21 protein-coding genes are annotated in these 24,702 nt (G+C 70.5%); 12 read left to right on the top strand and 9 right to left on the bottom strand.

The window, feature by feature from the left end; translation table 11 throughout:
- Positions 1-40: 40 nt before the first annotated feature.
- Genes ACIREI_RS34450 through ACIREI_RS34430 form a run of 5 tightly spaced genes read right to left on the bottom strand, consistent with a single transcriptional unit; the run spans position 41 to position 5,005 of the window.
- Positions 41-1,066, bottom strand: coding sequence for a Gfo/Idh/MocA family protein (locus tag ACIREI_RS34450; RefSeq protein WP_403341445.1), 1,026 nt, complete (start codon positions 1,064-1,066; stop codon positions 41-43).
- 25 nt (positions 1,067-1,091) lie between these two features.
- The gene (locus ACIREI_RS34445) at positions 1,092-1,994 is read right to left on the bottom strand and encodes a sugar phosphate isomerase/epimerase family protein (RefSeq protein ID WP_403341443.1); all 903 of its coding nucleotides are present in this window, start codon (positions 1,992-1,994) and stop codon (positions 1,092-1,094) included.
- Position 1,995: 1 nt separating this feature from the next.
- A complete protein-coding gene (locus tag ACIREI_RS34440; RefSeq protein ID WP_403341440.1) occupies positions 1,996-2,904 on the bottom strand; it encodes an ATP-binding cassette domain-containing protein in 909 nt (302 codons plus the stop codon).
- Positions 2,905-2,909: 5 nt separating this feature from the next.
- Entirely contained in the window at positions 2,910-3,983 is a 1,074-nt protein-coding gene (locus tag ACIREI_RS34435) for an ABC transporter permease (protein ID WP_403341437.1), read from the bottom strand.
- 5 nt (positions 3,984-3,988) lie between these two features.
- Positions 3,989-5,005, bottom strand: a complete 1,017-nt coding sequence (locus ACIREI_RS34430) for a sugar ABC transporter substrate-binding protein (RefSeq protein ID WP_403341434.1) — start codon at positions 5,003-5,005, stop codon at positions 3,989-3,991.
- 297 nt (positions 5,006-5,302) lie between these two features.
- On the opposite strand from ACIREI_RS34430, the gene iolC reads away from it, so the two are divergent.
- From iolC to ACIREI_RS34400, 6 genes are read left to right on the top strand one after another with little or no spacing between them, the layout of a single operon-like run.
- A complete protein-coding gene (iolC, locus tag ACIREI_RS34425) occupies positions 5,303-6,262 on the top strand; it encodes a 5-dehydro-2-deoxygluconokinase (RefSeq protein ID WP_403341432.1) in 960 nt (319 codons plus the stop codon).
- Positions 6,263-6,303: 41 nt separating this feature from the next.
- Entirely contained in the window at positions 6,304-7,176 is an 873-nt protein-coding gene (locus ACIREI_RS34420) for a deoxyribose-phosphate aldolase (RefSeq protein ID WP_403341429.1), read from the top strand.
- 25 nt (positions 7,177-7,201) lie between these two features.
- Complete coding sequence (gene iolB, locus ACIREI_RS34415; RefSeq protein ID WP_403341426.1) at positions 7,202-8,089, top strand: 5-deoxy-glucuronate isomerase; 888 nt, start codon at positions 7,202-7,204, stop codon at positions 8,087-8,089.
- A gap of 8 nt (positions 8,090-8,097) precedes the next feature.
- Positions 8,098-9,975: a 3D-(3,5/4)-trihydroxycyclohexane-1,2-dione acylhydrolase (decyclizing) gene (gene iolD / locus ACIREI_RS34410; protein ID WP_403341424.1), complete on the top strand. Its 1,878-nt coding sequence runs from the start codon at positions 8,098-8,100 to the stop codon at positions 9,973-9,975.
- A 42-nt stretch (positions 9,976-10,017) separates the two neighbouring features.
- Entirely contained in the window at positions 10,018-11,511 is a 1,494-nt protein-coding gene (locus ACIREI_RS34405) for a CoA-acylating methylmalonate-semialdehyde dehydrogenase (RefSeq protein ID WP_403341421.1), read from the top strand.
- A gap of 24 nt (positions 11,512-11,535) precedes the next feature.
- Positions 11,536-12,321, top strand: coding sequence for a GntR family transcriptional regulator (locus ACIREI_RS34400; RefSeq protein WP_403341418.1), 786 nt, complete (start codon positions 11,536-11,538; stop codon positions 12,319-12,321).
- On the opposite strand, the gene ACIREI_RS34395 is transcribed toward ACIREI_RS34400, so the two are convergent.
- A complete protein-coding gene (locus tag ACIREI_RS34395) occupies positions 12,311-13,114 on the bottom strand; it encodes a DUF427 domain-containing protein (protein ID WP_403341415.1) in 804 nt (267 codons plus the stop codon). The genes ACIREI_RS34400 and ACIREI_RS34395 overlap by 11 nt on opposite strands.
- Positions 13,115-13,160: 46 nt before the next feature.
- A complete protein-coding gene (locus ACIREI_RS34390; RefSeq protein ID WP_403341412.1) occupies positions 13,161-14,144 on the bottom strand; it encodes an aldo/keto reductase in 984 nt (327 codons plus the stop codon).
- A 178-nt stretch (positions 14,145-14,322) separates the two neighbouring features.
- Between ACIREI_RS34390 and galE the strand changes: the two genes are divergently transcribed.
- From galE to ACIREI_RS34365, 5 genes are all read left to right on the top strand, one after another.
- Positions 14,323-15,411 (top strand): UDP-glucose 4-epimerase GalE, encoded by a 1,089-nt coding sequence (galE, locus tag ACIREI_RS34385; RefSeq protein ID WP_403341409.1) that lies wholly within the window; start codon positions 14,323-14,325, stop codon positions 15,409-15,411.
- A 200-nt stretch (positions 15,412-15,611) separates the two neighbouring features.
- Complete coding sequence (locus tag ACIREI_RS34380; RefSeq protein WP_403341406.1) at positions 15,612-18,761, top strand: putative bifunctional diguanylate cyclase/phosphodiesterase; 3,150 nt, start codon at positions 15,612-15,614, stop codon at positions 18,759-18,761.
- An 18-nt stretch (positions 18,762-18,779) separates the two neighbouring features.
- Complete coding sequence (locus tag ACIREI_RS34375; protein WP_403341404.1) at positions 18,780-20,030, top strand: aminotransferase class I/II-fold pyridoxal phosphate-dependent enzyme; 1,251 nt, start codon at positions 18,780-18,782, stop codon at positions 20,028-20,030.
- A gap of 7 nt (positions 20,031-20,037) precedes the next feature.
- Positions 20,038-20,811 carry a class I SAM-dependent methyltransferase gene (locus ACIREI_RS34370; protein ID WP_403341402.1) on the top strand — a complete coding sequence of 258 codons (774 nt, stop codon included), beginning with the start codon at positions 20,038-20,040 and terminating at the stop codon, positions 20,809-20,811.
- Positions 20,812-20,891: 80 nt separating this feature from the next.
- Positions 20,892-21,635, top strand: coding sequence for a TetR/AcrR family transcriptional regulator (locus ACIREI_RS34365; RefSeq protein WP_403341399.1), 744 nt, complete (start codon positions 20,892-20,894; stop codon positions 21,633-21,635).
- Positions 21,636-21,665: 30 nt separating this feature from the next.
- Here ACIREI_RS34365 and ACIREI_RS34360 read toward each other — a convergent pair whose 3' ends face one another.
- Together ACIREI_RS34360 and ACIREI_RS34355 are read right to left on the bottom strand one after the other, a co-directional pair.
- The gene (locus ACIREI_RS34360) at positions 21,666-22,328 is read right to left on the bottom strand and encodes an NUDIX domain-containing protein (RefSeq protein WP_403341397.1); all 663 of its coding nucleotides are present in this window, start codon (positions 22,326-22,328) and stop codon (positions 21,666-21,668) included.
- A gap of 185 nt (positions 22,329-22,513) precedes the next feature.
- A complete protein-coding gene (locus tag ACIREI_RS34355; protein WP_403341394.1) occupies positions 22,514-22,945 on the bottom strand; it encodes an HIT family protein in 432 nt (143 codons plus the stop codon).
- A 166-nt stretch (positions 22,946-23,111) separates the two neighbouring features.
- On the opposite strand from ACIREI_RS34355, the gene ACIREI_RS34350 reads away from it, so the two are divergent.
- Positions 23,112-24,701, top strand: a complete 1,590-nt coding sequence (locus tag ACIREI_RS34350) for a hypothetical protein (protein ID WP_403341392.1) — start codon at positions 23,112-23,114, stop codon at positions 24,699-24,701.
- Position 24,702 lies beyond the last annotated feature (1 nt).

Raw genomic sequence — 24,702 nt, 5'->3', positions numbered from 1 at the left:
TCCCCGGCACCCGACCGTTTCTGTCCGTCCTGCGTTTCTGTCAGTCCTGGTACAGCGCGGGCCGGTCGACCAGCTCCACCGGGACCCGGCCACCCTCCTCCAACGCCCGTACGCCCGCCTCGCACACCGCCGCCACGGCGTACCCGTCCCAGGCGCTGGGCCCGGTGACCTCGCCGCGCCGGGTGGCGTCCACCCAGGCCTGGACCTCACGGTCGTAGGCGTCGGCGAACCGCTCGATGTAGTCCTGGGCGATGATGCCGCCCCAGCGGCCGGCGGCGTTGGTGACCAGGGCGTGGCCGTCGCCGACGCGGGCGGTGCCGCGTTCGCAGACGACCTCGGCCTGGACCTGGTAGCCGAAGCCGCAGTTGACGTAGATCTCGACGTCGACGATCGCGCCGCCGTCGGTCTCGAAGACGACGAACTGCGGGTCGCGGATGCCGTCCGGGGCGTTGTCGGACGGGGTCGGGGCGAGGACGGTGACGGCCGTGATCTCGTGGCCGAGCAGCCAGCGGGTCACGTCCATCTCGTGCGTCACGGAGTCGTTGATGAGCATCTCGGAGGTCCAGCCGGGCGGGCTGGCGACGTTGCGGTGCCGGTTGTGCAGCATCAGGGGGCGGCCCAGCTGGCCCGTCTCCAGCAGGGCCTTGAGCTTCATGTACTCGGCGTCGTAGCGCCGCATGAAGCCCACCTGGACGCGGCGGTGACCGAGCTTCTGCTCGGCCTGGAGAACCCTGAGCGCGGAGGCCGCGTCCGGCGTGAGCGGCTTCTCGCACAGCACCGGCAGGTCGTGCTCGAAGGCCGCGAGGAGCGCCGCCTCGTGGGCGGGGCCCGGCGAGGCGACGATCACCGCGTCGACGTCGGCCGCCGCCATCGCGGCGGCCGGGTCGGTGTGGACGGTGCAGCCGTCGACGCGATCCGCGACCGCTTTGGCGCGTTCCGCGTCGACGTCCACGACGGCGGTCACCCGTGCCCCGCTGGTGACTTCCTGGATGCGGCGCACATGGTCGGCGCCCATCTTTCCGGTACCGATGACTGCGACTCCGAGCGTGTGCGGACGCTGGGTCATGGTGATCGGCCGTCCTTTCGGGTCGTCAGGCGCCGCAGGACCTCAGGAACTTGCGGGTACGGACCGCGATGGGCAGCGGCTTGTCCGGCTCGCACGGGTACATGTCCTGCTCGACGATCGCGAACAGGTCCACGTTCAGCTTCTGCGCGGCCTCCAGGACCGGCCCCAACTCCGGTACGCCCGCCGGGGGTTCGCACATCACGCCGCGCTGGACCGCGGGGCCGAACGGGATCTCGTTCTGCACCACGTCCGCGAGGATCTCCGGGTCGACCTGCTTGAGGTGCAGATAGCCGATGCGCTCGCCGTAGGTCTCGATCAGCTTGACGCTGTCGCCGCCGCAGTAGGCGTAGTGACCGGTGTCCAGGCAGAGGTTGACCAGGTCGGAGTCGGTCGAGTCGAGGAAGCGCTCGACGTGGGCCTCGGTGTCGATGTGGGTGTCGGCGTGCGGGTGCACGACGATGTCGAGGCCGAACCTCTCCTTCACCTCGTGACCGAGCCGCTCCATGCCCTTGGTCAGGTGGGCCCACTGCTCGCCGGTGAGCTCCGGCGGCTCGAGGATCTCGGCGGTCTTGTCGTCCCGCCAGAACGACGGGATGACGACCAGGTGCTGCGCGCCCATGGCCTGGGTCAGCGAGGCGACCTCGCTGACGTGCTCCCAGGTGGACTCCCAGACGGAGGGCCCGCGGTGCAGGCCGGTGAAGATCGTGCCTGCCGACACCTTGAGGCCCCGCTTGTTCACCTCGTCGGTGAGGCGGGCCGGGTCGGTCGGGAGATAGCCGTACGGGCCCAGTTCGATCCAGTCGTAGCCGGCCTCGGAGACCTCGTCGAGGAAGCGTTCCCAGGGCACCTGGACGGGGTCGTCGGGGAACCAGACGCCCCAGGAGTCGGGGGCCGAGCCGACCCGGATACGGTCGAGCGCAGAGGGCATGTCAGGACTTCCCTTCGGTGGTCGCCACGGGTGCGGTGAGGTCTTCCTCTTCGGGGAGTTCCTCGACGTCGACACCGCGGACCTGGCTCAACTCGTGCTTGAGCGCGGCCAGTTCGGTGCCGCCGGCCATGTGGTTGGTGAGCTCTTCGAGGCTGACCTCGTCACGGGAGGCGTTGAGCTCCATGGTGCCCAGGCGCAGGACGCTGAAGTGGTCGCCGACCATGTAGGCGTGGTGGGGGTTGTGGGTGATGAAGATGACGCCCAGGCCCTTCTCGCGGGCGGCGGCGATGTACTTCAGGACCACGCCGGACTGCTTGACGCCGAGGGCGGCGGTGGGCTCGTCCAGGATGAGGACGCGGGCACCGAAGTACACGGCGCGGGCGATCGCCACGCACTGGCGCTGACCGCCCGACAGGGTGCCGATGGGCTGCTCCAGGTCGTCCAGGACGATGCCCATGTTGCGCAGCTCTTCATCGGCCGTCTTCTTCATCCTCTCGATGTCGAGACGGCGCAGCGGCCAGGGGCCCTTGGTCATCTCGGAGCCGAGGAAGAAGTTGCGCCACACCGGCATCAGCGGGACGACGGCGAGGTCCTGGTAGACGGTGGCGATACCGGCGTCGAGGGCCTCACGCGGGGTGGAGAAGCGCACCGGTGCGCCGTCGACGAGGAACTCGCCCTCGGTGTGCTGGTGCAACCCCGAGATGATCTTGATGAGGGTGGACTTGCCCGCGCCGTTGTCGCCCAGGACGCAGGTCACCTGGCTGGGGAACACCTTCAGGTCCACGCCGTGCAGGGCGCGGATGTTGCCGTAGGACTTGCCCGCGCCGCGCAGTTCGACGATCGGGGCGTCCTTCTCCGGGGCCTTGTCCTGGAGGACGGCACCATGGGTGCCGGTCTTTTCGGTGGTCATTCAGGTCACCTCCTGGTCGCCGTGCGCTGGACCCACAGATTGATGAGGACGGCGCCGAGGAGCATCACGCCGAGGAACGCCTTGAACCAGTCGGGGTTCCAGCCGGCGTAGACGATGCCCTGCTGGACCATGCCGAACATGAAGGCACCGAAAACCGGGCCGATCGCGGAACCCGCGCCGCCGGTGAGCAGGCAGCCGCCGATGACTGCCGCGGCGATGTAGATGAGCTCCTGACCCACACCCTCGCCGGACTGCACGGTGTTGAACGAGAACAGCTGGTGCATGCCGACGAACCAGGCGCCGAAACCGACCAGCATGAACAGCGAGATCTTGGTGAAGGTCACCGGGACACCGACGGCCCGCGCGGACTGCTGGTTGCCGCCGACCGCGAAGATCCAGTTGCCGTACTTGGTGCGCAGCAGGACCCAGGTGGCGATGGCCGCGAAGACCAGCCACCACACGACCGTGATCTTCACGTTCACGCCGCCGACCTCGAAGGTCGAGGCGAACAGCGCCTTGGCCTGGTCGAAGCCGTCCATGTCGCTGATGTCGTCCGTGGCGACGTTGCTGGTGATCAGCTTGGTGACCGCCAGGTTCACGCCCTGGAGGATCAGGAAGGTACCGAGGGTGACCAGGAAGCTCGGCAGACCGGTCCTGACGAGCAGCCAGCCGTTGAACAGACCCACCGCGAGCGACACGATCAGGGCGACGATGACACCGACCCAGACGTTCATGCTCAGCTGGTAGGCGGTCATGCTGGCCGTCAGCGCCGAGGTGATCACCGCGACCCCCGACGACAGGTCGAACTCGCCGCCGATCATCAGCAGCGCGACCGGCAGGGCCATGATCCCGATGGTCGACGACTGGTAAAGGATGTTCGCCATCGAGCTGCCGTCACGCACGGCCGGAGCCGTGATGAGGAAGAAGATCAGCACCGCGACGGCGCCGAGGAAGACGCCGACTTCAGGACGGGCGAGGAGGCGCAGCGCGAGGGGGCGCTGCTGGGTCCGCCCGTCGGATTCCTTGCCGGGGCCGGGGGCCGGCGGTGTGGTCACCGCCGGCTCAGCCTGTTGGGTCATGTTCGTCACCGAGTGCCCTTCGCGGCGAACTTGTCGATGGTCTCGACATTCGTCTTGTCGACGAAGGCAGGTCCGGTCAGCACCGGTGCCTCGCCGCCGCCCATGTAGTTGCCGTTGTTCTTGTAGAGCCACAGGGAGTCGATCGCCAGGTAGCCCTGGAGGTAGGGCTGCTGGTCGACGGCGAACTCGATGTCGCCCTTCTTGATCGCTCCGGTCAGGTCCTTGTTGAGGTCGAAGGTGGCGACCTTCGCCTTGCTGCCGGCGTCACCGATCGACTGCACCGCGGTCAGCGCGAACGGGGCGCCGAGGGTGATGACGTGATCGATGCCGCTGTCCTGCTTGAGCTTGGCGGTGATCGTCGACTTCACCGACGGCATGTCGGTGCCGTTGACGTTCAGGTTCTCGACGTCACCCTCGAAGGTCTTCTTCACGCCCGCGCAGCGCTGCTCCAGGCCGATGTTGCCCTGCTCCTGGATGACACAGACGGCGTTCTTGGCGCCCTCCTCGTTCAGCCGCTTGCCGAGCGCCTCACCCGCCACGGTCTCGTCCTGGCCGAAGAACTCCATCAGGCCGAGCTTCTGCCAGTCGCTGACACCGGAGTTGAGGCCGACCACCGGTATTCCGGCGGCCTTCGCCTTGCTCACGACGTCCTTCATGGCGTCCGGCTTGGCGAGGGTGATCGCGATGCCGTCGACCTTCTGGTCGATCGCGTTCTGGACCAGGTTGGCCTGGTTGCCCGCGTTCGGGTCGTTGGAGTAGATCAGCTTGATGTTGTCCTTGGCGGCGGCTGCCTCGGCGCCCTTGCGGACGATGTCCCAGAAGGTGTCGCCCGCCGACTGGTGCGTGACCAGGGCGACCGTCATCCGGGGCGTGTTCGCCTTGCCGGCGGAGGCGCCCTCCGCGCTCTCCTCCGCCTTCTTGCCGCCGGAGCTGCTGGAGCATCCTGCGAGCGTCAACGCTGCCGCTGCTGCGACGGCCACTACGGGGGCCAGCCTGCGGGAGCGAGAGTAAGAGCGGTCCATCTTTCCAGCACCTCACTGTGCGACGGGGGTGTGCGACGGGGGAAAGGGAGTGATCAGGATCCATGTCCCGGACCCTTGGAAAGCCCGGGTCGTGTGCCGTGGAGCACGGCGGTTGCGCTGGGACGGGATCCAATCCCTAGATGCGCTCGCTGTCAATACTTTGTTAAGACATCATTTCACACTCAGGTCCGAATGTAAGTACAAAGTATTGACAGCGTCGGCCTCCACGCCCTACACCTGGGAGGCGGCAGGCCCGCTGGGACCCGCACCCCCTGTCCAGCTGTAGGAGCGTCGCGCATGGCCGAGTCAGCCAAGTCCTTCGACTTGATCACGATGGGAAGGATAGGAGTCGATCTCTACCCCCTGCAGTCTGGCCTACCTCTGACGCAGGTGGAGACGTTCGGCAAATTCCTCGGCGGCTCCGCCGCGAACGTCGCGGTCGCCGCCGCTCGGCTCGGCCGTACCACCGCAGTGATCACCCGCACCGGCGACGACCCGTTCGGTGCCTACCTGCACGAGGCCCTGAAGGACTTCGGCGTCGACGACCGCTGGGTGACGCCCGTCGCGGCGTACCCGACGCCGGTGACGTTCTGCGAGATCTTCCCGCCGGACGACTTCCCGCTGTACTTCTACCGGCAGCCTAAGGCGCCTGACCTGGAGATACATTCCGACGAGCTGGACTACTGGGCCATCCGCTCGGCCCGGGTCTTCTGGATCACCGGCACCGGCCTGAGCGAGGAGCCGAGCCGCTCCGCCACCCTCGCCGCCCTCAAGGCGCGCGACAAGGCGGGCACCACGGTCTTCGACCTCGACTGGCGCCCGATGTTCTGGAACGACCCCGAGGAGGCCCGCCCGTACTACGCGGAGGCGCTGCGGCACGCGACGGTCGCCGTCGGCAACCTCGACGAGTGCGAGGTCGCCACCGGCGTCCGTGAGCCCCGCGCCTGCGCGGAGGCGCTGCTGGCGGCCGGCGTGGAGCTGGCGGTGGTCAAGCAGGGCCCCAAGGGCGTGCTGGCGGTGCACCGCGACGGTACGGAGGCGGAGGTGCCGCCCGTACCGGTCGAGGTGGCCAACGGCCTCGGCGCGGGAGACGCCTTCGGCGGCTCACTGGTCCACGGGCTGCTGTCCGGCTGGGATCTGGCCGAAACCATGCGGTACGCCAACGCCGCCGGCGCCCTCGTCGCCTCCCGCCTGGCCTGCTCCTCCGCGATGCCCACCGAGTCCGAGGTCGAAAGCCTCCTCGCGCGAGCGTCGTGACGGCCGGCCGAGCCACCCCTGAACTGGAGCTTCCTTTGAGCATGACCATCCCCGACCTCACCGCGGTCAGAGCCCGGAACCCCGAGGCGATCGCCGAGGCCGCCGCCCGCCGGGTGCGCCGCCCGCTGATCGGTGACAGCGGCCGCCTGATGATCGTGGCCGCCGACCATCCGGCCCGCGGCGCCCTCGGCGTCGGCGACCGGCGTCTGGCCATGGCCAACCGGGCCGATCTGCTGGAACGTCTCTGCATCGCGCTGTCGCGGCCCGGCGTAGACGGGGTCCTGGCCACCGCGGACATCCTTGAGGACCTGCTGCTGCTCGGCGTGCTCGACGACAAGGTTGTCATGGGCTCCATGAACCGCGGCGGCCTGGCCGGGGCGTCCTTCGAGATGGACGACCGCTTCACCGGCCACCGCGCCGAGGACATCGCGCGGCTGCGCTTCGACGCGGGCAAGCTGCTGGTCCGTATCGACTACGACGACCCGGGCTCGCTGACCACCCTGGAGTCCACGGCCCGCGCCATCGACGACATGGCCGCGCGGCGACTCCCGCTGTTCGTCGAGCCGTTCATCTCCCGGCGCGTCGACGGCCGGGTGCGCAACGACCTGTCCGCCGAAGCCGTCACCCGGTCGATCGCCATCGCGTCCGGCCTCGGCGGCACCTCGGCCTACACCTGGCTGAAACTGCCCGTCACCCATGACCCCGACGACATGGCCGAAGTTCTTGAGACGTCCACGCTCCCTGTCGTCCTGCTGGGCGGTGAGGTCGGGGACGACCAGGAGGGTGCGTACGAGCGCTGGCGCAAGGCGCTCAGGCTCCCCACCGTGCAGGGCATGGTCGTCGGCCGCTCGCTGCTCTACCCGGCCGAGGGCAGCGTGGAGACGGCGGTGGACACGGCCGTCGGCCTGTTGTGACCCGGATTGTGAGGCGGAGAACTCGATGACCTATCACCTTCCCGCGGGAAAGGCGCTCGGCGGCCCGTACGTCGTGGACGTCACGCCCGAGAAGGCCGGCTGGGGCTACTCCAGCCTGCGGATCCTGGAGCTGCCGCCCGGCGGCTCGCACAGCTTCGACACCGGCGACAGCGAGTGGATCGTCCTGCCGCTGAGCGGCGGCTGCACGGTCGAGGCCGCGGACGACTTCGGCCACGAGACGTTCCCACTCGCCGGCCGTGACGGTGTGTTCAGCGGCGTGAGCGACTTCGCGTACGTGCCGCGCGATGCCCGTACGACCGTCTCGTCCACCGGCGGCGGCCGGTTCGCGCTGACCGGCGCGCGCTGCTCACGGCGGCTGCCCGCCCGGTACGGGCCGGCGTCGTCGGTGCCGGTGGAGCTGCGCGGCACGGGCAACAGCAGCCGCCAGGTGAACAACTTCGGCGCGGCCGGCGTCTTCGACTGCGACAAGCTCATCGCGGTCGAGGTCATCACGCCGGGTGGCAACTGGTCGTCCTTCCCTCCCCACAAGCACGACGAGCACCGGCCCGGCGAGGAGTCGGTGCTGGAGGAGATCTACTACTTCGAGTTCGCCGACCACGACGGCACCCCCGGCCTCGGCTACCAGCGCGTCTCCCCGTCCGGACACGGCAAGAACACCGACGTCCTGGCGGAGGTGCGCGGCGGCGACGTCGTCCTCATCCCCGACGGCTGGCACGGGCCCTCCATGGCCGTGCCCGGCCACCACATGTACTACCTCAACGTCATGGCGGGCCCCGAGGCCGAGCGCGCCTGGCTGATCTGCGACCACCCCGACCACGCCTGGATCCGCGGCACCTGGCCGGACCAGCCCGTCGACCCCCGTCTGCCCCTCTACACCGCTCCATCCCAGTGAGGTCCTCGATGAGCCAATCCACCGTCCGCCTGACCGTCGCCCAGGCGCTGGTGCGGTTCCTGTCCGCCCAGTACACCGAGCGCGACGGCGTACGGCACCGGCTGATCGCCGGAACCTGGGGCATCTTCGGCCACGGCAATGTGGCCGGCCTCGGTCAGGCCCTCCTCCAGGCGGGCGAGGACGTCATGCCGTACCACCAGGGCCGCAACGAGCAGTCCATGGTGCACGCGGCCGTCGGCTACGCCCGCCAGCTCAACCGCCTCTCCGCGCAGGCCGTGACGACGTCCATCGGCCCGGGAGCCACCAACCTGGTCACCGGCGCGGCCCTGGCGACGATCAACCGCCTGCCGGTCCTCCTCCTCCCCGGCGACTACTTCGCCTCGCACGCCCCCGACCCGCTGCTCCAGCAGCTGGAGCACCCGACCGAGGCGGATGTGTCGGTCAACGACACCCTGCGCCCGGTGTCGAGGTACTTCGACCGGATCACCCGTCCCGAGGCGCTGATCCCGTCCGCGCTGAACGCGATGCGCGTGCTCGCCGACCCGGCCGAGACCGGCGCGGTGACGCTGGCCCTCCCCCAGGACGTGCAGGCGGAGGCGTACGACTGGCCGCAGGAGTTCTTCGCCGAGCGCGTCTGGTACGTACGGCGCCCCGCGCCCGACCCGGTCGAGCTGGCGGCGGCCGTCGAGGCGATCCGGGCCGCCGAGCGCCCCCTGATCGTCGCGGGCGGCGGCGTCCACCACAGCGAGGCCGAGGCGGCGCTGAAGGCGTTCGTCGAGGCGACCGGCATCCCGGTCTCCTCCACCCAGGCGGGCAAGGGCTCACTCCGGTACGACCACCCCGCCGACCTCGGCGGCATCGGCCACACCGGCACCTCGGTCAGCGACGACATCGCCCGCACCGCCGACCTGGTGATCGGCGTCGGGACGAGATACACCGACTTCACCACCGCCTCCGGCACCCTCTTCCAGAACCCGGACGTGCGCTTCCTGAACCTCAACATCACCGGCTTCGACGCGCACAAGCTGGCGGCGCGGACGCTGGTCTGCGATGCGCGGACCGGTCTGGAGCAGCTGACCGGGGCGCTTTCCGGCCACCGGGTGGACGCGGCGTACGAGGCCGAGTACCGCGCCGGCAAGGAGCGCTGGGACGCGGTCGTCGAGGCCGCCTACCGCGCCGACGACGAGAGCGCCGTACCGACGCAGACCCAGGTGCTGGGCGCGCTGGACGCGGTCGTCGGCGACGACGACGTGGTGATCAACGCGGCCGGTTCGCTCCCGGGCGACCTGCACAAGCTGTGGCGGTCCCGCAGCCCGCGCCAGTACCACCTGGAGTACGGCTACTCCTGCATGGGCTACGAGATCCCGGCCGGGATCGGCATCCAGCAGGCCGCCCCGGACACGGCCGTGTGGTCGCTGGTCGGCGACGGGACCTACCTGATGATGCCGACGGAGATCGTGACGGCGGTCCAGGAGGGACTGCCGGTCAACATCGTCCTGATCCAGAACCACGGCTACGCCTCCATCGGCGGACTGTCCGCAGAGACCGGCGGCGAGCGCTTCGGCACCGACTACCGCTACCGCGCCGCCGACGGCACCTTCACCGGCGCCCCGCTCCCGGTCGACCTCGCCGCCAACGCGGCCAGCCTCGGCATGGACGTGCTGCGCGCCAAGACGGTCCGCGAGCTGCGCGAGGCGCTGGCCGCGGCCCGCGCCTCCGACCGGCCGACCTGCGTGTACGTCGAGACCGACATCACGAACCCGACCTCGCCGGGCGCCGAGGCCTGGTGGGACGTGCCCGTCGCCGAGGTCGCCTCGCGCGAGGCCGCCGTCGAGGCCCGCGAACGGTACGACAGGAACGTCGCCGACCGTCGCCACCACCTGTGAACTCCCCGCACCCGCCCCGCACTTGAAAGGCCCTTTCGCACCATGAAGACCATCACCCACTGGATCGACGGCAAGCCCGTGGAGGGCGGCTCCGGCCGCTTCGCCCCCGTCTACAACCCGGCCACCGGCGCCCAGGAGAAGCAGGTCGCCTTCGCGACCGTCGACGAGGTGGACGCCGCCGTCGCCTCCGCCAAGGTCGCGTTCGAGAGCTGGGGCCAGTCCTCCCTGGCCAAGCGCACGGCGATCCTGTTCAAGTACCGCGAGCTGCTCGATGCCCACCGCGACGAGATCGCCGAGCTGATCACCGCCGAGCACGGCAAGGTGCACTCCGACGCCCTCGGTGAGGTGGCGCGCGGCCTGGAGATCGTGGAGCTGGCCTGCGGGATCTCCGTGCAGCTGAAGGGCGAGCTGTCGACACAGGTGTCCACCCGGGTGGACGTGGCCTCGATCCGCCAGCCGCTCGGCGTCGTCGCGGGCATCACGCCGTTCAACTTCCCGGCCATGGTGCCGATGTGGATGTTCCCCCTCGCCATCGCGTGCGGCAACACCTTCGTGCTGAAGCCGAGCGAGAAGGACCCGTCGGCGTCCTTCCGGCTCGCCGAACTGGCCTCCGAGGCCGGGCTGCCGGACGGTGTGCTGAACATCGTGCAGGGCGACAAGGTGGCCGTGGACCGCCTCCTCGAGCACCCGGACATCGAGGTGGTCTCCTTCGTCGGCTCGACGCCCATCGCGAAGTACATCCAGCTCAAGGCAGTCGAGCACGGCAAGCGCGTGCAGGCCCTGGGCGGCGCCAAGAACCACATGCTGGTCCTGCCCGACGCCGACCTGGACTTCGCGGCCGACCAGGCGATCAACGCCGCGTACGGTTCGGCGGGCGAGCGCTGCATGGCCGTGTCGGTCGTGGTCGCGGTCGGCGACACGGGCGACGAGCTGGTCGGCAAGATCGCCGAGCGGGCGAAGGCCCTGCGCATCGGCCCCGGCAACGACCCCGCGTCCGAGATGGGCCCCCTGATCACGCGCGAGCACCGCGACAAGGTGGCGTCCTATGTCGCTTCGGCCGCCGAGCAGGGCGCCGAGGTCGTCGTCGACGGCACCGGTTACTCGGTCGAGGGCCACGAGGACGGCTTCTTCCTCGGCGTCTCGCTGCTGGACCGGGTGCCGCTGACGGCGGACGCGTACCGGGACGAGATCTTCGGCCCGGTGCTGGCGGTGGTGCGTGCGGAGACGTACGAGGAGGCCATCAAGCTGATCAACGACTCCCGTTGGGGCAACGGCACCGCGATCTTCACCCGCGACGGCGGCGCCGCCCGCCGCTTCCAGCTGGAGGTCAAGGCGGGCATGGTCGGCGTGAACGTGCCGATCCCGGTGCCGGTCGGCTACCACTCCTTCGGTGGCTGGAAGGACTCCCTCTTCGGCGATCTGCACATCTACGGCAACGACGGCATCGCCTTCTACACGCAGGGCAAGGTGATCACGACCCGCTGGCCGGACCCGTCCGACGGTGGCATCAACCTCGGTTTCCCCAGCAACTCCTGACACCCTGACAGGGAGGTTCGTCCCATGGCGAAGACCCGCGGCTCCACACGTGCCGGATCCGCCTCCGCGTTGGACTCGCTGGACTTCGCCCTGGACCGGGGCAGTCCCGTGCCGCTGTACTACCAGCTCGCCCAGCAGCTGGAGTCGGCGATCGAGCACGGGGTCCTCGCCCCGGGCAACCTCCTGGGCAACGAGGTCGACCTGTCGGTGCGGCTGGGCCTGTCCCGGCCCACCGTCCGGCAGGCCATCCAGTCACTCGTCGACAAGGGGCTGCTGGTCCGGCGGCGGGGGGTGGGCACCCAGGTGGTGCACAGCCAGGTGAAGCGCGGGCTGGAGCTCAGCAGCCTCTACGACGACCTGGAGGCGGCCGGGCAGGGACCGACCACGCAGGTCGTCCGCAACGAGCGGGTCCCGGCGGCCGCCGACGTCGCGGCCGCGCTCGGCGTCGCGGAGGGCAGCGAGGTCACCCTGCTGGAGCGGCTGCGCTGCACCCACGGCCAGCCCGTCGCCATCCTCTGCAACTACCTGCCCGCGAGCCTGCTCGACCTCGACACGGCCCGGCTGGAGTCGACTGGCCTCTACCGGATGATGCGCGCCGCCGGAATCACCCTGCACAGCGCCCGCCAGACCGTCGGCGCCCGCTGCGCGACCGCCGAGGAGGCCGAGCGCCTCGACGAGAAGGAGCGCGCCGCGCTGCTCACCATGCAGCGCACGGCGTACGACGACACTGGCCGGCCGGTCGAGTACGGGACGCACATCTACCGCGCGTCCCGGTACGCGTTCGACTTCCAGCTGCTGGTCAGGGTTTGAGGCTCGCGGTGAACGGCGTGACCGGCCGCGCCAGTCCTTCGCCGTCCACGGTGATGTCGACGGCCTCGTTGTAGAAGGCCACGAGCCCCTTGATCGGACTCACCGCGGGCAGTGGCTCGGCGTAACTCCACAGGACGTTCCGCGGGGCCTCGCCCTCACCACGCCAGGTCCAGTACTGCGCCCTGCCCTTGTACGGGCATCCGGTCCGGTGGTCGGTGGGCTCGAACAGGTCGAGCCGTACGTCCTCGCGCGGCATGTAGTACCGCGTCGGCAGTCCGGTCTCGAACAGCAGCACAGGGCGGTGGGTGTCCGCGACGAGGGTGCCCGCGATCTCGACCTGGACATGGCGGCTGCTGGGCATGGCGTCCACCCGCTTGTGCGGGTCGCGCGGGTGGACGAAGATCTCTTCCTCCTCCTCGTACCAGTGGTCGAGGCCGGTCCCCCAGCGCAGGAACCACTCGAAGGAGATGTGCCCGGCCAGGTCGGCGGCGGGGAAGGTCCACGCCGCGTTCTCCACCAGCTCTGCGTCGGCTTCGAGGTCGTAGAAGATCTGTGACCCCGTGTGTTTGCCCGGCGTCGGGTTCTTGGCCGGGCGGAGGAGGTCCGTGCGGACCTCCGCACGCGGGAACGCATAGCACGGGACGGGCAGATCGGGCTCCCAGACCAGGACGGGGTGCCGGCTGTCGACGACGGTGACGTCGCCCTTGCGACCGCGCACCCAGCGCTCGCTGGGCTCCCACAGGAGGCCTTCGGGGGTCGTGCGGACGGACCGCTCGGTGGGGAACAGAGGCATGGTCCACTCTCCTTCGGCTCCTTTCCGGAGCGTACTCCCGGCCCGGTCAGCGGGCCGCGTCGAGCCGGGCGCGCTGCTCCTGGGTCAGCTCCAGATCCACGGCGGCGAGGCTCTCCTCCAACTGGGCCACGGAGGACGCCCCGACCAGGGGGATGATCGGCAGTTCGGCGCCGGTCTGCCAGGCCAGGACGACCTGGTTGACCGTGGCGCCGGTCTCCTGGGCGATCTCGCGCAGCACCGTCAGACGGGCCTCGGTGCCCGGGTGGTCGAAGTCGGCGGGCAGCCGCTCCGGGTGGGTGTACGCGCCTTTCAACAGCGGTGAGTAGGCGACGAGCGTCAGTCCGGGCTCGGCGCGCAGGTAGCTCAGCAGGTCGGGGCCGGCGTGGCCGAGGCTGCCGTCGGGGAACAGGCCCTCGGGTACGTCGAGGCGGGGCCGCAGGTGGCTGTGGGCGTACTGGAGGACCTCGTAACCGGGCAGTCCGGCCGCGGTGGCGAGGGCGCGGGCCCGCTCGACCCGCCACATCGCGTGGTTGCTGACGCCGAGCAGACCGACAGTCCCCTCGGCGACCAGTTCGGCGAACCCCTCCACCGTCTCCTGGAGAGGCACCTTCTGGTCCTCGATGTGCGCGTAGAGCAGGTCCAGCTTCGCCACGCCGAGCCGGTCGCGGCTGCGCTCGGCGGACTCCCGGATCACCTTGGCCGACAGGCCCTCGGCGTTGTCGACGTAGCTGGTGCCGGGGGCCAGCGGGCGGGCGCCGAGCTTGGTGGCGATGACGATCTCGTCGCCGACGCCGCGACTGCGGCGCCATCGGCCGAGCAACTCCTCGCTCTGTCCGCCCTGGCCGCCGTCGATCCAGAAGGCGTAGTTGTCGGACGTGTCGATGAAGGTCCCGCCGGCCTCGACATATCGGTCGAGCACGGCGAAGGAGGTCTCCTCGTCGGTCCGTGAGCCGAACAGCATCGCGCCGAGCGCGAGGACGCTGACCTCACGGCGGGTGTTCGGGGCGGTGCCGATGGTGCGGTACTTCATGCCGTTCCCTCCCGTTCGCGCCCGCGTTCGGGGCACGCGAGAGGAGTCTTCAGCTTGGAGCGCGCACGAAGTCAAGCGCTTGTGTGCGACGGGCAGCCTTGACTCCAAGGGACCGAAGCCGCACAGTCGTACATATACGCCGTAAACGTACGGTGCTCAGCAGCAGGAGCGTCCTGCCATGACGAGCAGAGCAGCCGAAGGAAGTGAAGCTCCGTGGACGCCGTCGACCATTCTGGTCACGGGCGGGGCCGGCTTCGTCGGCAGTCATGCCTGCGTGGAACTCCTCGAGCACGGCTACGAGGTGATCGTGGTCGACGACTACTCCAACAGCACTCCGCAGGTCTTCACCCGCATGGAACGGATCGCCGGCCGCTTCGTCGGTGCCGTCTACGAGCTGGACATCCGTGACCGGCACGCCCTGTCGGCCGTCTTCGACCGGCACTCCGTGGACGCCGTCGTGCACTTCGCCGCGCACAAGGGCCCGCACAGATCGACACGGATGCCCGTCGAGTACTACGACACCAACGTCGGCGGAACGACCGCCCTGCTGGGCGCCATGGACGAGCACGGGGTGCACCGTCTCGTGTACCCGTCGTCGTGCTGGGTCTACGGCGACGCCGGGCGCGGGCCGGTCGACGAGACCACCCCGCCCCGGCCCGCCAGCCCGTACGCGGCCTCGAAGTGGATCTGCGAGCAGATCCTCACGGACGTCTGCCGCCGCCGCCCCGAGTACACGGTCCTGTGCCTGCGGTACTCCATCCCGGCCGGCGCCCACCCCAGCGGACTGCTCGGCGAGGATCCCCACGCCGCCTCCATCAGCCTCGTGCCCTACCTCGCCGAGGTGGCCGACGGCCGACGCCCCAGGCTCGAGGTGTTCGGCGACGACTACCCGACCCGCGACGGAACCGCGATCCGCGACTATCTCCATGTCATGGACGCCGTCGAGGCGCACCGCATCGCGCTCGACCACCTCGCCGACGGGCCGGGCATGCACGTGTACAACCTGGGTGCCGGAGAGGGCAGGTCCGTCCTCGACGTCGTCACCGCGTTCTCCAGGGAGTGCGGAAGGCCCATCCCTTACGACGTCGGACCCCGTCGGCCGGGAGACATCGCCGAACTCGTCGTCGACCCGACCGCGGTGACGCGGGCCTGGGGCTGGCGCCCCACCCGGGAGCTCGACGAACTGTGCCGGGACGCCTGGCGCTTCCAGCGGCTCAACCCGCACGGATACGGCGACTCGGCCTGGGGGCCGAACCGGAAGGAGTAGGTGTCATGTGGCCCGTCCACACGGTCCGCAGGGCGGGCCGGGATCGGAGCCCGGCACGGTCCTGGCTGGGGCACCGCACGATTCGCCCCGGTCGCCGGGTGACGAGATGCAACGGGACGCCCACCGTGCCTACGATCGTTACAGGAAGCCCGAATTGGCGCGTTCCGCGCAGCCCGGTGTCCTCCGATTCGGGGAGGCGCTTGACCTTGCTGCCGGCCCACCGATTGATGGCCGCGTACATCGGACTGGTCGGGGCCCTCACCGGCCTGTACATGACCATCCCGGACCTACGCACGCCCCTGTGGGCCGTCATCGGGCTGGCTGGTGCCGCCGCCGTCCTCACCGGGGTGCACGTCCACCGGCCCGCCCACGCCTGGCCTTGGTGGGTGCTTGCCACCGGGCTGCTGGCCTTCGCCGCGGGCGACACCTACTACAACGTGCAGGAGGCGTACTTCGCCGCGTCGAATCCCTTCCCGTCCCCGGCCGACGCCTGTTATCTGACCGTGTATCCCCTGTTCGCCGCGGGCCTGTTCGGTCTGGTGCGGTACCGCTGGGTGGGCCATGATCTGCCGAGTCTGCTGGACGCGCTGATCATCACCGCGGGGCTCGCCCTGCCGGTCTGGGTGTATCTGGTGCAACCGCTCGCCCGACTGGAGGGCCTCACCTGGGAGCAGCACGCGATCAGCATCGCCTATCCCCTCGGGGACATCCTGGTGCTGGCGCTCCTCCTGCGGCTGCTCGCGCCCAGCCCCACGTCCGGGTCCAACCGTGCCGTCCAACTGCTCGTGCTGGGCACGCTCACGCTGCTCTGCTTCGACATCGCCTACGGCATCCTCCAGCTCAGCGGCACATGGCAGGCCGGCACGCTGCTGGACTCCGGCTGGATCGTCTTCTACACGGCTTGGGGACTGGCCGCGCTGCACCCCTCGATGGCGGAGCTGACCGCGTCGCAGTCCCCGCCGCAGTCCCTGCTGCCGCCCTGGCGCCGGCTTCTGCTGCTCACGGCGGCCACCCTGATCCCGCCCACCATCCTGGTGATGGAGAGGCGGGCAGGCCGCGTGCACGACCCGGCGGTGCTGGGCGCGTTCTCCGGTGTGCTGTTCCTCCTGGTGATCCTGCGGCTCGCGGTCATGGTCGTAGCGCACCGCAAGGCCGTGGCGCGGGAGCAGGCGCTGCGCACCGCGGCCGCCTCTCTGGTGGCCGCGGTCTGGCCGGAGGAGATCGCCCGGGCCTGCGACACGGCGGTCGCCGCGCTGTCCGGGCCGAAGCAGCCGCACGTGGCCATGCTCCTGTCGGCCCGGGACGCCCAGGACCTGTACAAGCGCCTTACGCGGTCCCACATCCGGATCGGCGGCCGACGGGGCACGGATGCCGAGCCCGCTCGGAGCGAGCCGGTCGATCCCGCCCGCCACCGCACCCTCACGCTTCCCGTCGCCGTGTTCGGGCCGGACATCGCCGTCCGGCTCGGGGATCTGCCGACCGCCCTGGTCTGCCCCATGGTCCAGCCCGACCGCCCGGCCGGCGGCGAGCTTCCGGGCGCACTGCTGGCGGCCGGTCCCGAGCGGCAGCTCGCCGAGATGTGCGGCTCGCTGGAGATCCTGGCCTCGCACGCGGGGCTGGCGATGGAGCGCATCGCGCTGCGGCGGGAGATCATCCGCAGCGAGAGCGAGGCGTACTTCCGCACCCTGGTGCACAACGCCACGGACGTCATCCTCATCGTCAACGACGACACGACCGTCCGTTACGCCAGTCCCTCCGCGCAGGCCGTGTTCGGCGGCGGCACCGAGCTGATCGGGAGACAGCTGCCGGACCTGCTGGATCCGCAGGACCGCGACCGGGTGATCCGGACCCTGACGGCCCTGCGGAGCAGCGAGCGGCAGGAGGCGCACGACCACTGGTGGGTGGCCCGGGAGACGGGCCGCATCGAAGTGGAGGTGCGCTGCCGCGACCTGCGGCAGGACCGGACCGTGGGCGGTCTGGTCGTGACGCTGCGGGACGTCACCGAACAGCGTCAGCTGGAGCAGGAGCTCACTCAGCGGGCCTTCCACGACTCGCTGACCGGTCTGCCCAACCGGACCCTGCTGCTGGAGCGGACGGCGCGTGCGCTGCTGCGCAGCCGCCGGGAAGCGACGATCACCTGTCTGCTCTTCATCGACCTGGACGACTTCAAGATCGTCAACGACACGCTCGGACACTCGGTCGGCGACCGGCTGCTGCGCGCCGTGGGTGAGCGTCTGTCGGGGACGCTGCGCCGTACCGACACGGCGGCCCGGCTCGGCGGCGACGAGTTCGCCGTCCTGATGGAGGACGCGAAGCAGCCCCTCGACGCGGAACTCCTGGCCGCACAGGTGATCCAGTCGCTCAACCGGCCGTTCCACCTGGTCGATGAGTCGGTGAGCATCTCGGCCAGCGTGGGGGTGGCCACGGGCAGGGACAGCGCGAACGCCGAGGAGCTGCTGGCCCTCGCCGATCTGGCCCTGTACGCGGCCAAGGCCTCCGGGAAGCGCCAGTGGCGCCGCTTCCAGCCCCAGCAGCGCGCCCGCGTGGTGGAACGCCACGACCTGCAGGCGCGCCTCGACCGTGCGATCTCCCGGCAGGAGTTCACCCTGTGCTACCAGCCGGTCGTGGACATCCCCGCGGGCGAGGTCGTGGGCTTCGAGGCGCTGGCCCGCTGGCGTGGCCTCGGCAGCGATCCGGTCCCACCGGCGCAGTTCATCCCGCTCGCCGAGGAGACCGGCCACATCTCGGTGCTGGGCACCTGGGTACTGCACCACGCCACGGCCGACATCGCCGGGCTGCAGCAGCGCGCCGGGCGGACCAAGCCGCCGTATCTGAGTGTCAACGTGTCCGCCCGGCAGTGGCGGGACGCGGGATTCCTGAACGAGGTGTCCAGGGCCCTGGAGACCTCGGTTCTGGTCCCGGGCACACTGCTGCTGGAGCTCACCGAGTCGGTACTCATGCAGCGGACCGAGCAGATCGACACGGTCATCCGGGCGCTGAAGGACCTCGGTGTGCGCATCGCGGTGGACGACTTCGGCACCGGGTACTCGTCGCTGCGCTATCTCCGGGACTTCCCCATCGACGTACTCAAGATCGACAAGTCGTTCATCGACGAGATCCCGCAGGACCCCCGGCAGGTGGCCCTCGTCGAAGGCATCGTCCACCTCGCCGACACACTCGGGCTTCAGGTGATCGCCGAGGGCATCGAGGACGAGCGGCAGTGGGAGCTGCTGGCGGACATCGGCTGCGGATACGGACAGGGCTACCTGTTCGCACAGCCGATGACGGTGGAGCAGGGCGAGGCCGTGCTCCAGCAGCACGGCGGCGTCCGGCCTTCCCCGCGGGCCTGAACCAGAGGGAGTACCACCATGCGCGCAGTCGACGTCGAACTTCCGGGATTCCGCAGCGACCCTCGGTGGGACGACCTCGACCACCTGCGGCGGACGAGCCCCATGAGCGACGCTGTGCTGGACGAGGTGCGCGGCCGGCACATCCGCAGCGGCGATCACTGGCTGATCGACTTCGCGTCCTGCAACTACCTGGGCTTCGACTGGGACCCCGAGATCATCGACGAGATCGAACCGGCCGTACGGCGGTGGGGGACGCACCCCAGCTGGTCACGGCTGCTGGGCAGCCCACGGCTCTACCCGGAGATCGAGGAACGCCTCGCCGCTCTGCTCGGCGCGCCGGACACGCTGCTGCTGCCCACGGCCACCCTGATCCACGCCTCGGTGATCCCCGTCCTCGCCGGTGCGGGCCATGTCTTCGTCGAGGCCAGGGCGCACAAGACCGTGTACGACGGCTGTGTGTCCGCCCGGGCCCAGGGCGCGCGGCTGCAGCGCTTCCGCGCCGACCGGCCCGACGAGCTGGACGCCCTGCTGCGGGCCCTGCCGTGCGACGGGCCCCGGCTGGTCTGCCTGGACGGTGTCGACAGCATGAGCGGGAACATCCCCGGCCTGCCGGTGCTGGCCCGGATCTGCCGGGAGCGGGGCGCGACGCTGTACGTGGACGACACCCACGGTTTCGGTGTCATCGGGGAGCGGACGGCAACGGAGCCCTGCCCGTACGGTTCGCGCGGCAACAGCGTCGTCCGGCACACGGGTGAGACCTACGACGGCATCGTGCTCGTCGGCGGTTTCTCCAAGGCGTACTCGTCGCTGCTGGCCTTCCTCGCCCTGCCCTCCCGGCTCAAGGATCACCTGAAGACCGCCGCCGGCCCCTATCTCTACTCCGGTCCCTCGCCGACGGCGTCCCTGGCCACCTCGCTCGCCGGTCTGGAGGTGAACGACCGCCGGGGGGACGCGATCCGTGCCGATCTGTACCGCAAGACCGTGCGGGTGCTCCGGCACGTCCGCGGCCTCGGCCTGGCCACGCCGAGCGTACGTGAGTTCCCGATCGTGGAGATCCCGCTCGCCGACACCGCCCATCTGGACGCGGTCGCCCGATTCCTGTGGGAGTGCGGCATCTACGTGACCCTCGCGGCCTACCCCCTCGTCCCCCGCGACCGGGTCGGCTTCCGTATCCAGGTCACGGCGCTCAACTCCGACGAGGACATCGACCGGCTCAACGACACGCTGAGCCGACTGGCCGAGCAGCGCGTGCTGGGGCTCAGGGGGTGAGCAGGGCATGCCCCCGTCCGAGGCTCCTGGTGCCGTACCGATCCGCAACGACGACGTGGACTGGGACAGTTGGCCCGTCCAGGACTACCTCGCCGAGAACTACCGCGAGCTGCACCCGTCCGACGCGGCGGTCATCGCCCACCACGCGGGGCTGTACCGGGAGTTGGCGCCCCGCGGCATCGCGCGGTCCGTGGAGCTCGGTGCCGGGCCCAACCTCTACCCGCTCATGCTGGCCGCCGCCGTCAGCCGCCGCGTCGACGCCGTGGAGGCGGGCGCGGCCAACGTCGCCTATCTGACCGGGCAGCTCCGCCTCGGACCCGATGCCAGCTGGCAGCCCTTCTACGAGCTGTGCCGGCGATACGTCCCGACCCTCCCGGCGACCCTCCCGGAGGCACTGTCGCGGATACGCGTCGTCCACACCGACGTCCGGGCCTTGCCGCCCGGCATGTACGGTCTCGCGTCCATGCACTTCGTGGCCGAGGGAGCGACCGAGGACTTCACGGAGTTCACCGAGTTCTGCCGCCTCTTCGCCCGCTGTGTCGTCCCGGGCGGGCACCTGGTGGCCGCGTTCATGGAGAACATGCCGACGTACCGCATCGGCCGCGCCTCACGCTGGCCGGGCTGCCCCGTGGGCCCGGAAGCCGTCCGGGAGGTGTTCGCGCCGCTGACCGAGCGGCTCTCGGTGACCCGGATCGACGCCGACCCGACGCTCCCGGACTACGGCGACTCGGGGATGGTCCTGATGACAGGGCGAACGCCGTCTCGCCCAGTGCTCGACTGAACCCCTGCGGTGACCGCTCCCGTATGTTTACGTCGTAAGGGTGCCACCACCCACAGGGTCGAGCGGTAAGGAATACGCCCATGCAGAATGACCCGCAAGCAGGCCCGGCCCGGCGTGCGAGTGACCGCGGGCGGCACGGCAGGCTCAGTCGGGAGCGGGTGCTGGCCGCCGCCCTGGAACTGGTTGATCGCGAAGGTCTGTCCGCGTTGAGCATGCGTCGCCTGGGTTCCGAACTCGGCGTCGAGGCCATGGCCCTGTACCGCTACGCGGCCGGCAAGGACGCGCTTTTGGACGGGCTGGTCGAGGCCCTCTACCTGGAACTGGAGGACCGTCTCGGCGAGGTCTCGACGGCAAAGGCGGCACCGGCCGAAGGCCCCGGTGCCGGGCTGCCCGAGTGGCGGGCCGACCTGCACCGAATCGCTCTGACCACTTATGAGGTCTGCTTCGCCCACCCTCAGGTGGTGCCGCTGATCGCCACGCGCATGATGGCGGTTCCGCTGGCACGGAGGCCGCCTGCGGTCCTCAGAGACCATGAGCGGGTGCTCGTCCTGCTCCGCGGGGCAGGGCTCGACGAGGAACGCACCGCCGCCGTCTTCCACGCCTTCACCGCATGGGTCCTCGGATACGTGTCCGTGGAACTGCGGGCCATGGTCGACAACCCCGACGAGCCGGACCCCGCCTTCCGTCTCGGCCTGCACCGCATGCCGCCCCATGAGCTGCCCACGCTCCGAGCGATCACCCCGGCCCTCGCCGAGCGGGGCGGGCCGGAGGGCCTGGCAGCCGGGGTGGACGCGGTGATCGACCGTTTCGTCGGCGCGCTCTGAGAAAGCGCGGGTGGTCGGGGGGAGAGGCGTTCAGCGGGCGAACGGCCCCTCCAGCGCCGCCCATTGCAACAACATGATCGTCTTGGCGTCGGCGATCTCCCCGGTGCGGATCATCTCCAGGGCCCGGCGGAAGGGCAGTTCCACGATCTCGATGTCCTCGCCCTCCTCGTCCAGGCCACCGCCCTCGTGGGTGCGGGTCGAGGGGCCGTAGGCGGCCGCGTAGAAGCTGACGCGCTCGGTGACCGAGCCCGGGCTCATGTAGACGTCGAAGACGTGCCGGACCTCGCCGATGGTGTGCCCGGTCTCCTCCACGACCTCACGCCGCACCGCGATCTCCGGGTGCTCGTCATCGTCGTCGAGCAGCCCGCCGGGCGTCTCGATCAGCAGGCCGTCGGGGTGGCCGTTGACGTACACCGGGAAGCGGAACTGGCGGGTGAGCAGGACGGTTTCGCGTTCGGCGTCGTACAGCAGCATGGTCGCCCCGTTGCCACGGTCGTGCGTCTCGCGCTGCTGGGTGCTCCAGGTGCCGTCGGCGTGCTGGAAGTCGAAGGTCGTCGCGCGCTCGACGTACCAGTGGCTGGACAGGAGTTGCACGTCCCGCACCTTGACGCGGGGGTTGCCGGTCAGGTCCCGGCCGGCCTGGTCGAGTCCGGTGCGGCCACGGCGGTCGGGGGTGTCGATGCCGGCGGTCATCGGGCACCGGCCGGATGGATGAGCGAGTTGGTCATGGCCTGCTTCTACCATCCTTCAGTTCTCGGCGTCGGCCTTCTCCCACACCCGCGGTGGCCACGTGGAAGGTGCACGCCCCTTCCTCGTCCGGCCGGCGGCCACCCCTGCGGCGGCCGGGTTCGTGGCGCCGCGCGGGCCTGGCAGGGCGGTCACGCCCCCGGCGGCACGGCCTGCTCGAAGCCGAGTTCGCGCAGGGCGGTGCGGAGTCTGTCCGCCGCCTCGTCGAGGGCCGACATGTCCTCCTCCGGCTTCGCGTCGGCGAAGTCGAGGTCGCCCATACCCCACATGGGCGCCACGTGAATGTGCAGGTGCGGCACCTCGAAACCGGCGATGAGCAGTCCGGCCCGTGGAGCGTTCCACGCCCGCTGCACACCCTGGCCGACCGCCTGGGCCACCTGCATGCAGTGGGCCAGCAGTTCCCCGTCGACCTGCGTCCACTGGTCGACCTCGCGGCGGGGCACGACGAGGGTGTGACCGGGCGTCAGCGGTGCGATGGACAGGAATGCCGTCGCATGCGCGTCCTGCCAGACGAACCGGGCGGGAAGCTCGCCGTCGATGATGCGGGAGAAGACGGTGGTCATGCATGCCCCTTCGCTGCGGGAGAGCTCTCGGAGCGAGCCTACGCACTGCCTCACCCGACGGTTCCCCTGAACGGCTCATTGGTGCTGGTCCGGAGGAGGCGGGGGCCTGTTAGCGATGTGACCTTGGTGGAAGGGATGGGCGCGCGAACGGATTCGAGGAGGCGGGATGTCGGAGGGCCTGATCGAGGGCTGCGCGCCGTGTGCGGTTCCGGAGGGCGGCGAGGATCTGCCACCGGGCCTGTCCCGCGGCGGCTTCGAGCGGCTGAGCGCCGTCGCCGACACCGTCCTCTACGAGGGTTACCTCCTCTACCCGTACCGGCGGTCGTCGACCAAGAACCGCGTCAGGTGGCAGTTCGGTGTGCTCTTCCCCCGCGACTGGGTGGAGGCGGCCGGCCCCCTCGTCCCGGGCGTGTCCGGCTCCGCGGACTCCTGGTATCAGCGGACCGAGTGTCTGCTGCGCGTCCGAGGGCCCGGCGCTGTCGTACGGGTGCGGGTGCGGTACCTGCAGATGCAGCACAAGCAGGTGGAGGCGGCCGGCCCGGACGGCGGCCACCGTGCGGTCGCGTCGCTTCGGACGGACGACGGCGTGACACATCTGACCTTCGACGAGGCGGTACCGCGCGAGGCCGACCTCGCCGTCCCGCTGGACGACCTGCTGACGGGTGAACGCACCACCGCGGTGGGAGCGGCGGCCGGCACGGACACCGAGCCGCTGCCCGGGGGCGTCGGACGGGTCGTGCGGCGGCGCGAGGAGGTCCGGGCGCATACCACCCTGACGGCCGAGCGGCTCTCGGACGGGGTGTACCGGCTCCGGGTGCGCACCGTGAACACCGGCGCCGCGCCCGGGCCCCACACCCCTCGCGAGGAGGCCTTGCGCGGTGCCCTCATCGCCACGCACACGCTCGTCGCCGGGCAGGGCGTGGAGTTCGTCTCGCTGATCGATCCGCCCGCACCGCTGGAGGAGCACGCCCGCGCGTGCCGGAACGAGTTCGCCTTTCCCGTGCTCGGCGGGGAACCGCCCGCCGAGGAGAGCGGCGGCGGCCTCACCGGAGACCTTCTGCTCGCCTCGCCGATCATCCTGCCCGACCATCCGCAGGTGGCACCGGAGAGCCCGGGCGATCTGCACGACGCCGCGGAGATCGACGAGATCCTGACCCTGCGCACGATGCTGTTGACGGACGAGGAGAAACGCGAGGCGCGCGCCACCGACCCGCGGGCCGCCGCGATCCTCGACCGGGTCGACACCATGCCCCCCGAGGTCTTCGCGCGCCTGCACGGCGCCGTCCGCTCCCTGACGCCTGTCACCCGAGCGGCAGTGGATCCCGCCTCGCCTGGCACCCCGGCCGCCGAACACCCCTCCACGCCCGTCCCTCCGGCCGCCGAACACCCCACCCCACCGGTCTCCCCCGCCCCCGGCCGACCCGCGTGGTGGCAGGAGGGTGCCGACGCAGGGCTGTCCCCGACCACCGACACCGTGCTCGTCGCCGGCGTGCCCGTCGGCGCGGGCAGCCGCGTGCGGCTCCGCCCACGGGGCCGGGGTGCCGACGCCCAGGACATGTTCCTGGTCGGCCGGACGGCCGAGGTCGCCGCCGTCTTCCACGACGTGGACGGGAGCACGCATCTCGCCGTCACCCTCGACGACGACCCCGCGTCCGAACTGCACACCTGGTACGGCCGCTTCCACTACTTCCGGCCCGACGAACTCGAACCACTGGAGCCGGCCGACTCCGACACCCCCCACAGCGGAGGCCGATGAC

Source organism: Streptomyces sp. NPDC093591 (genome assembly GCF_044764885.1).
GTDB lineage: Bacteria > Actinomycetota > Actinomycetes > Streptomycetales > Streptomycetaceae > Streptomyces.
The sequence above is the reverse complement of the archived record's forward strand: the minus strand, read 5'-3'. Positions and strand labels throughout refer to the sequence as shown.

Bases quoted from the DNA above. Each gene is read 5' to 3' on its own strand.
- ACIREI_RS34450 (WP_403341445.1), bottom strand. From the start codon at position 1,066: ATGACCCAGCGTCCGCACACGCTCGGAGTCGCAGTCATCGGTACCGGA.
- ACIREI_RS34445 (WP_403341443.1), bottom strand. From the start codon at position 1,994: ATGCCCTCTGCGCTCGACCGTATCCGGGTCGGCTCGGCCCCCGACTCC.
- ACIREI_RS34440 (WP_403341440.1), bottom strand. From the start codon at position 2,904: ATGACCACCGAAAAGACCGGCACCCATGGTGCCGTCCTCCAGGACAAG.
- ACIREI_RS34435 (WP_403341437.1), bottom strand. From the start codon at position 3,983: ATGACCCAACAGGCTGAGCCGGCGGTGACCACACCGCCGGCCCCCGGC.
- ACIREI_RS34430 (WP_403341434.1), bottom strand. From the start codon at position 5,005: ATGGACCGCTCTTACTCTCGCTCCCGCAGGCTGGCCCCCGTAGTGGCC.
- iolC (WP_403341432.1), top strand. From the start codon at position 5,303: ATGGCCGAGTCAGCCAAGTCCTTCGACTTGATCACGATGGGAAGGATA.
- ACIREI_RS34420 (WP_403341429.1), top strand. From the start codon at position 6,304: ATGACCATCCCCGACCTCACCGCGGTCAGAGCCCGGAACCCCGAGGCG.
- iolB (WP_403341426.1), top strand. From the start codon at position 7,202: ATGACCTATCACCTTCCCGCGGGAAAGGCGCTCGGCGGCCCGTACGTC.
- iolD (WP_403341424.1), top strand. From the start codon at position 8,098: ATGAGCCAATCCACCGTCCGCCTGACCGTCGCCCAGGCGCTGGTGCGG.
- ACIREI_RS34405 (WP_403341421.1), top strand. From the start codon at position 10,018: ATGAAGACCATCACCCACTGGATCGACGGCAAGCCCGTGGAGGGCGGC.
- ACIREI_RS34400 (WP_403341418.1), top strand. From the start codon at position 11,536: ATGGCGAAGACCCGCGGCTCCACACGTGCCGGATCCGCCTCCGCGTTG.
- ACIREI_RS34395 (WP_403341415.1), bottom strand. From the start codon at position 13,114: ATGCCTCTGTTCCCCACCGAGCGGTCCGTCCGCACGACCCCCGAAGGC.
- ACIREI_RS34390 (WP_403341412.1), bottom strand. From the start codon at position 14,144: ATGAAGTACCGCACCATCGGCACCGCCCCGAACACCCGCCGTGAGGTC.
- galE (WP_403341409.1), top strand. From the start codon at position 14,323: ATGACGAGCAGAGCAGCCGAAGGAAGTGAAGCTCCGTGGACGCCGTCG.
- ACIREI_RS34375 (WP_403341404.1), top strand. From the start codon at position 18,780: ATGCGCGCAGTCGACGTCGAACTTCCGGGATTCCGCAGCGACCCTCGG.
- ACIREI_RS34370 (WP_403341402.1), top strand. From the start codon at position 20,038: ATGCCCCCGTCCGAGGCTCCTGGTGCCGTACCGATCCGCAACGACGAC.
- ACIREI_RS34365 (WP_403341399.1), top strand. From the start codon at position 20,892: ATGCAGAATGACCCGCAAGCAGGCCCGGCCCGGCGTGCGAGTGACCGC.
- ACIREI_RS34360 (WP_403341397.1), bottom strand. From the start codon at position 22,328: ATGACCGCCGGCATCGACACCCCCGACCGCCGTGGCCGCACCGGACTC.
- ACIREI_RS34355 (WP_403341394.1), bottom strand. From the start codon at position 22,945: ATGACCACCGTCTTCTCCCGCATCATCGACGGCGAGCTTCCCGCCCGG.
- ACIREI_RS34350 (WP_403341392.1), top strand. From the start codon at position 23,112: ATGTCGGAGGGCCTGATCGAGGGCTGCGCGCCGTGTGCGGTTCCGGAG.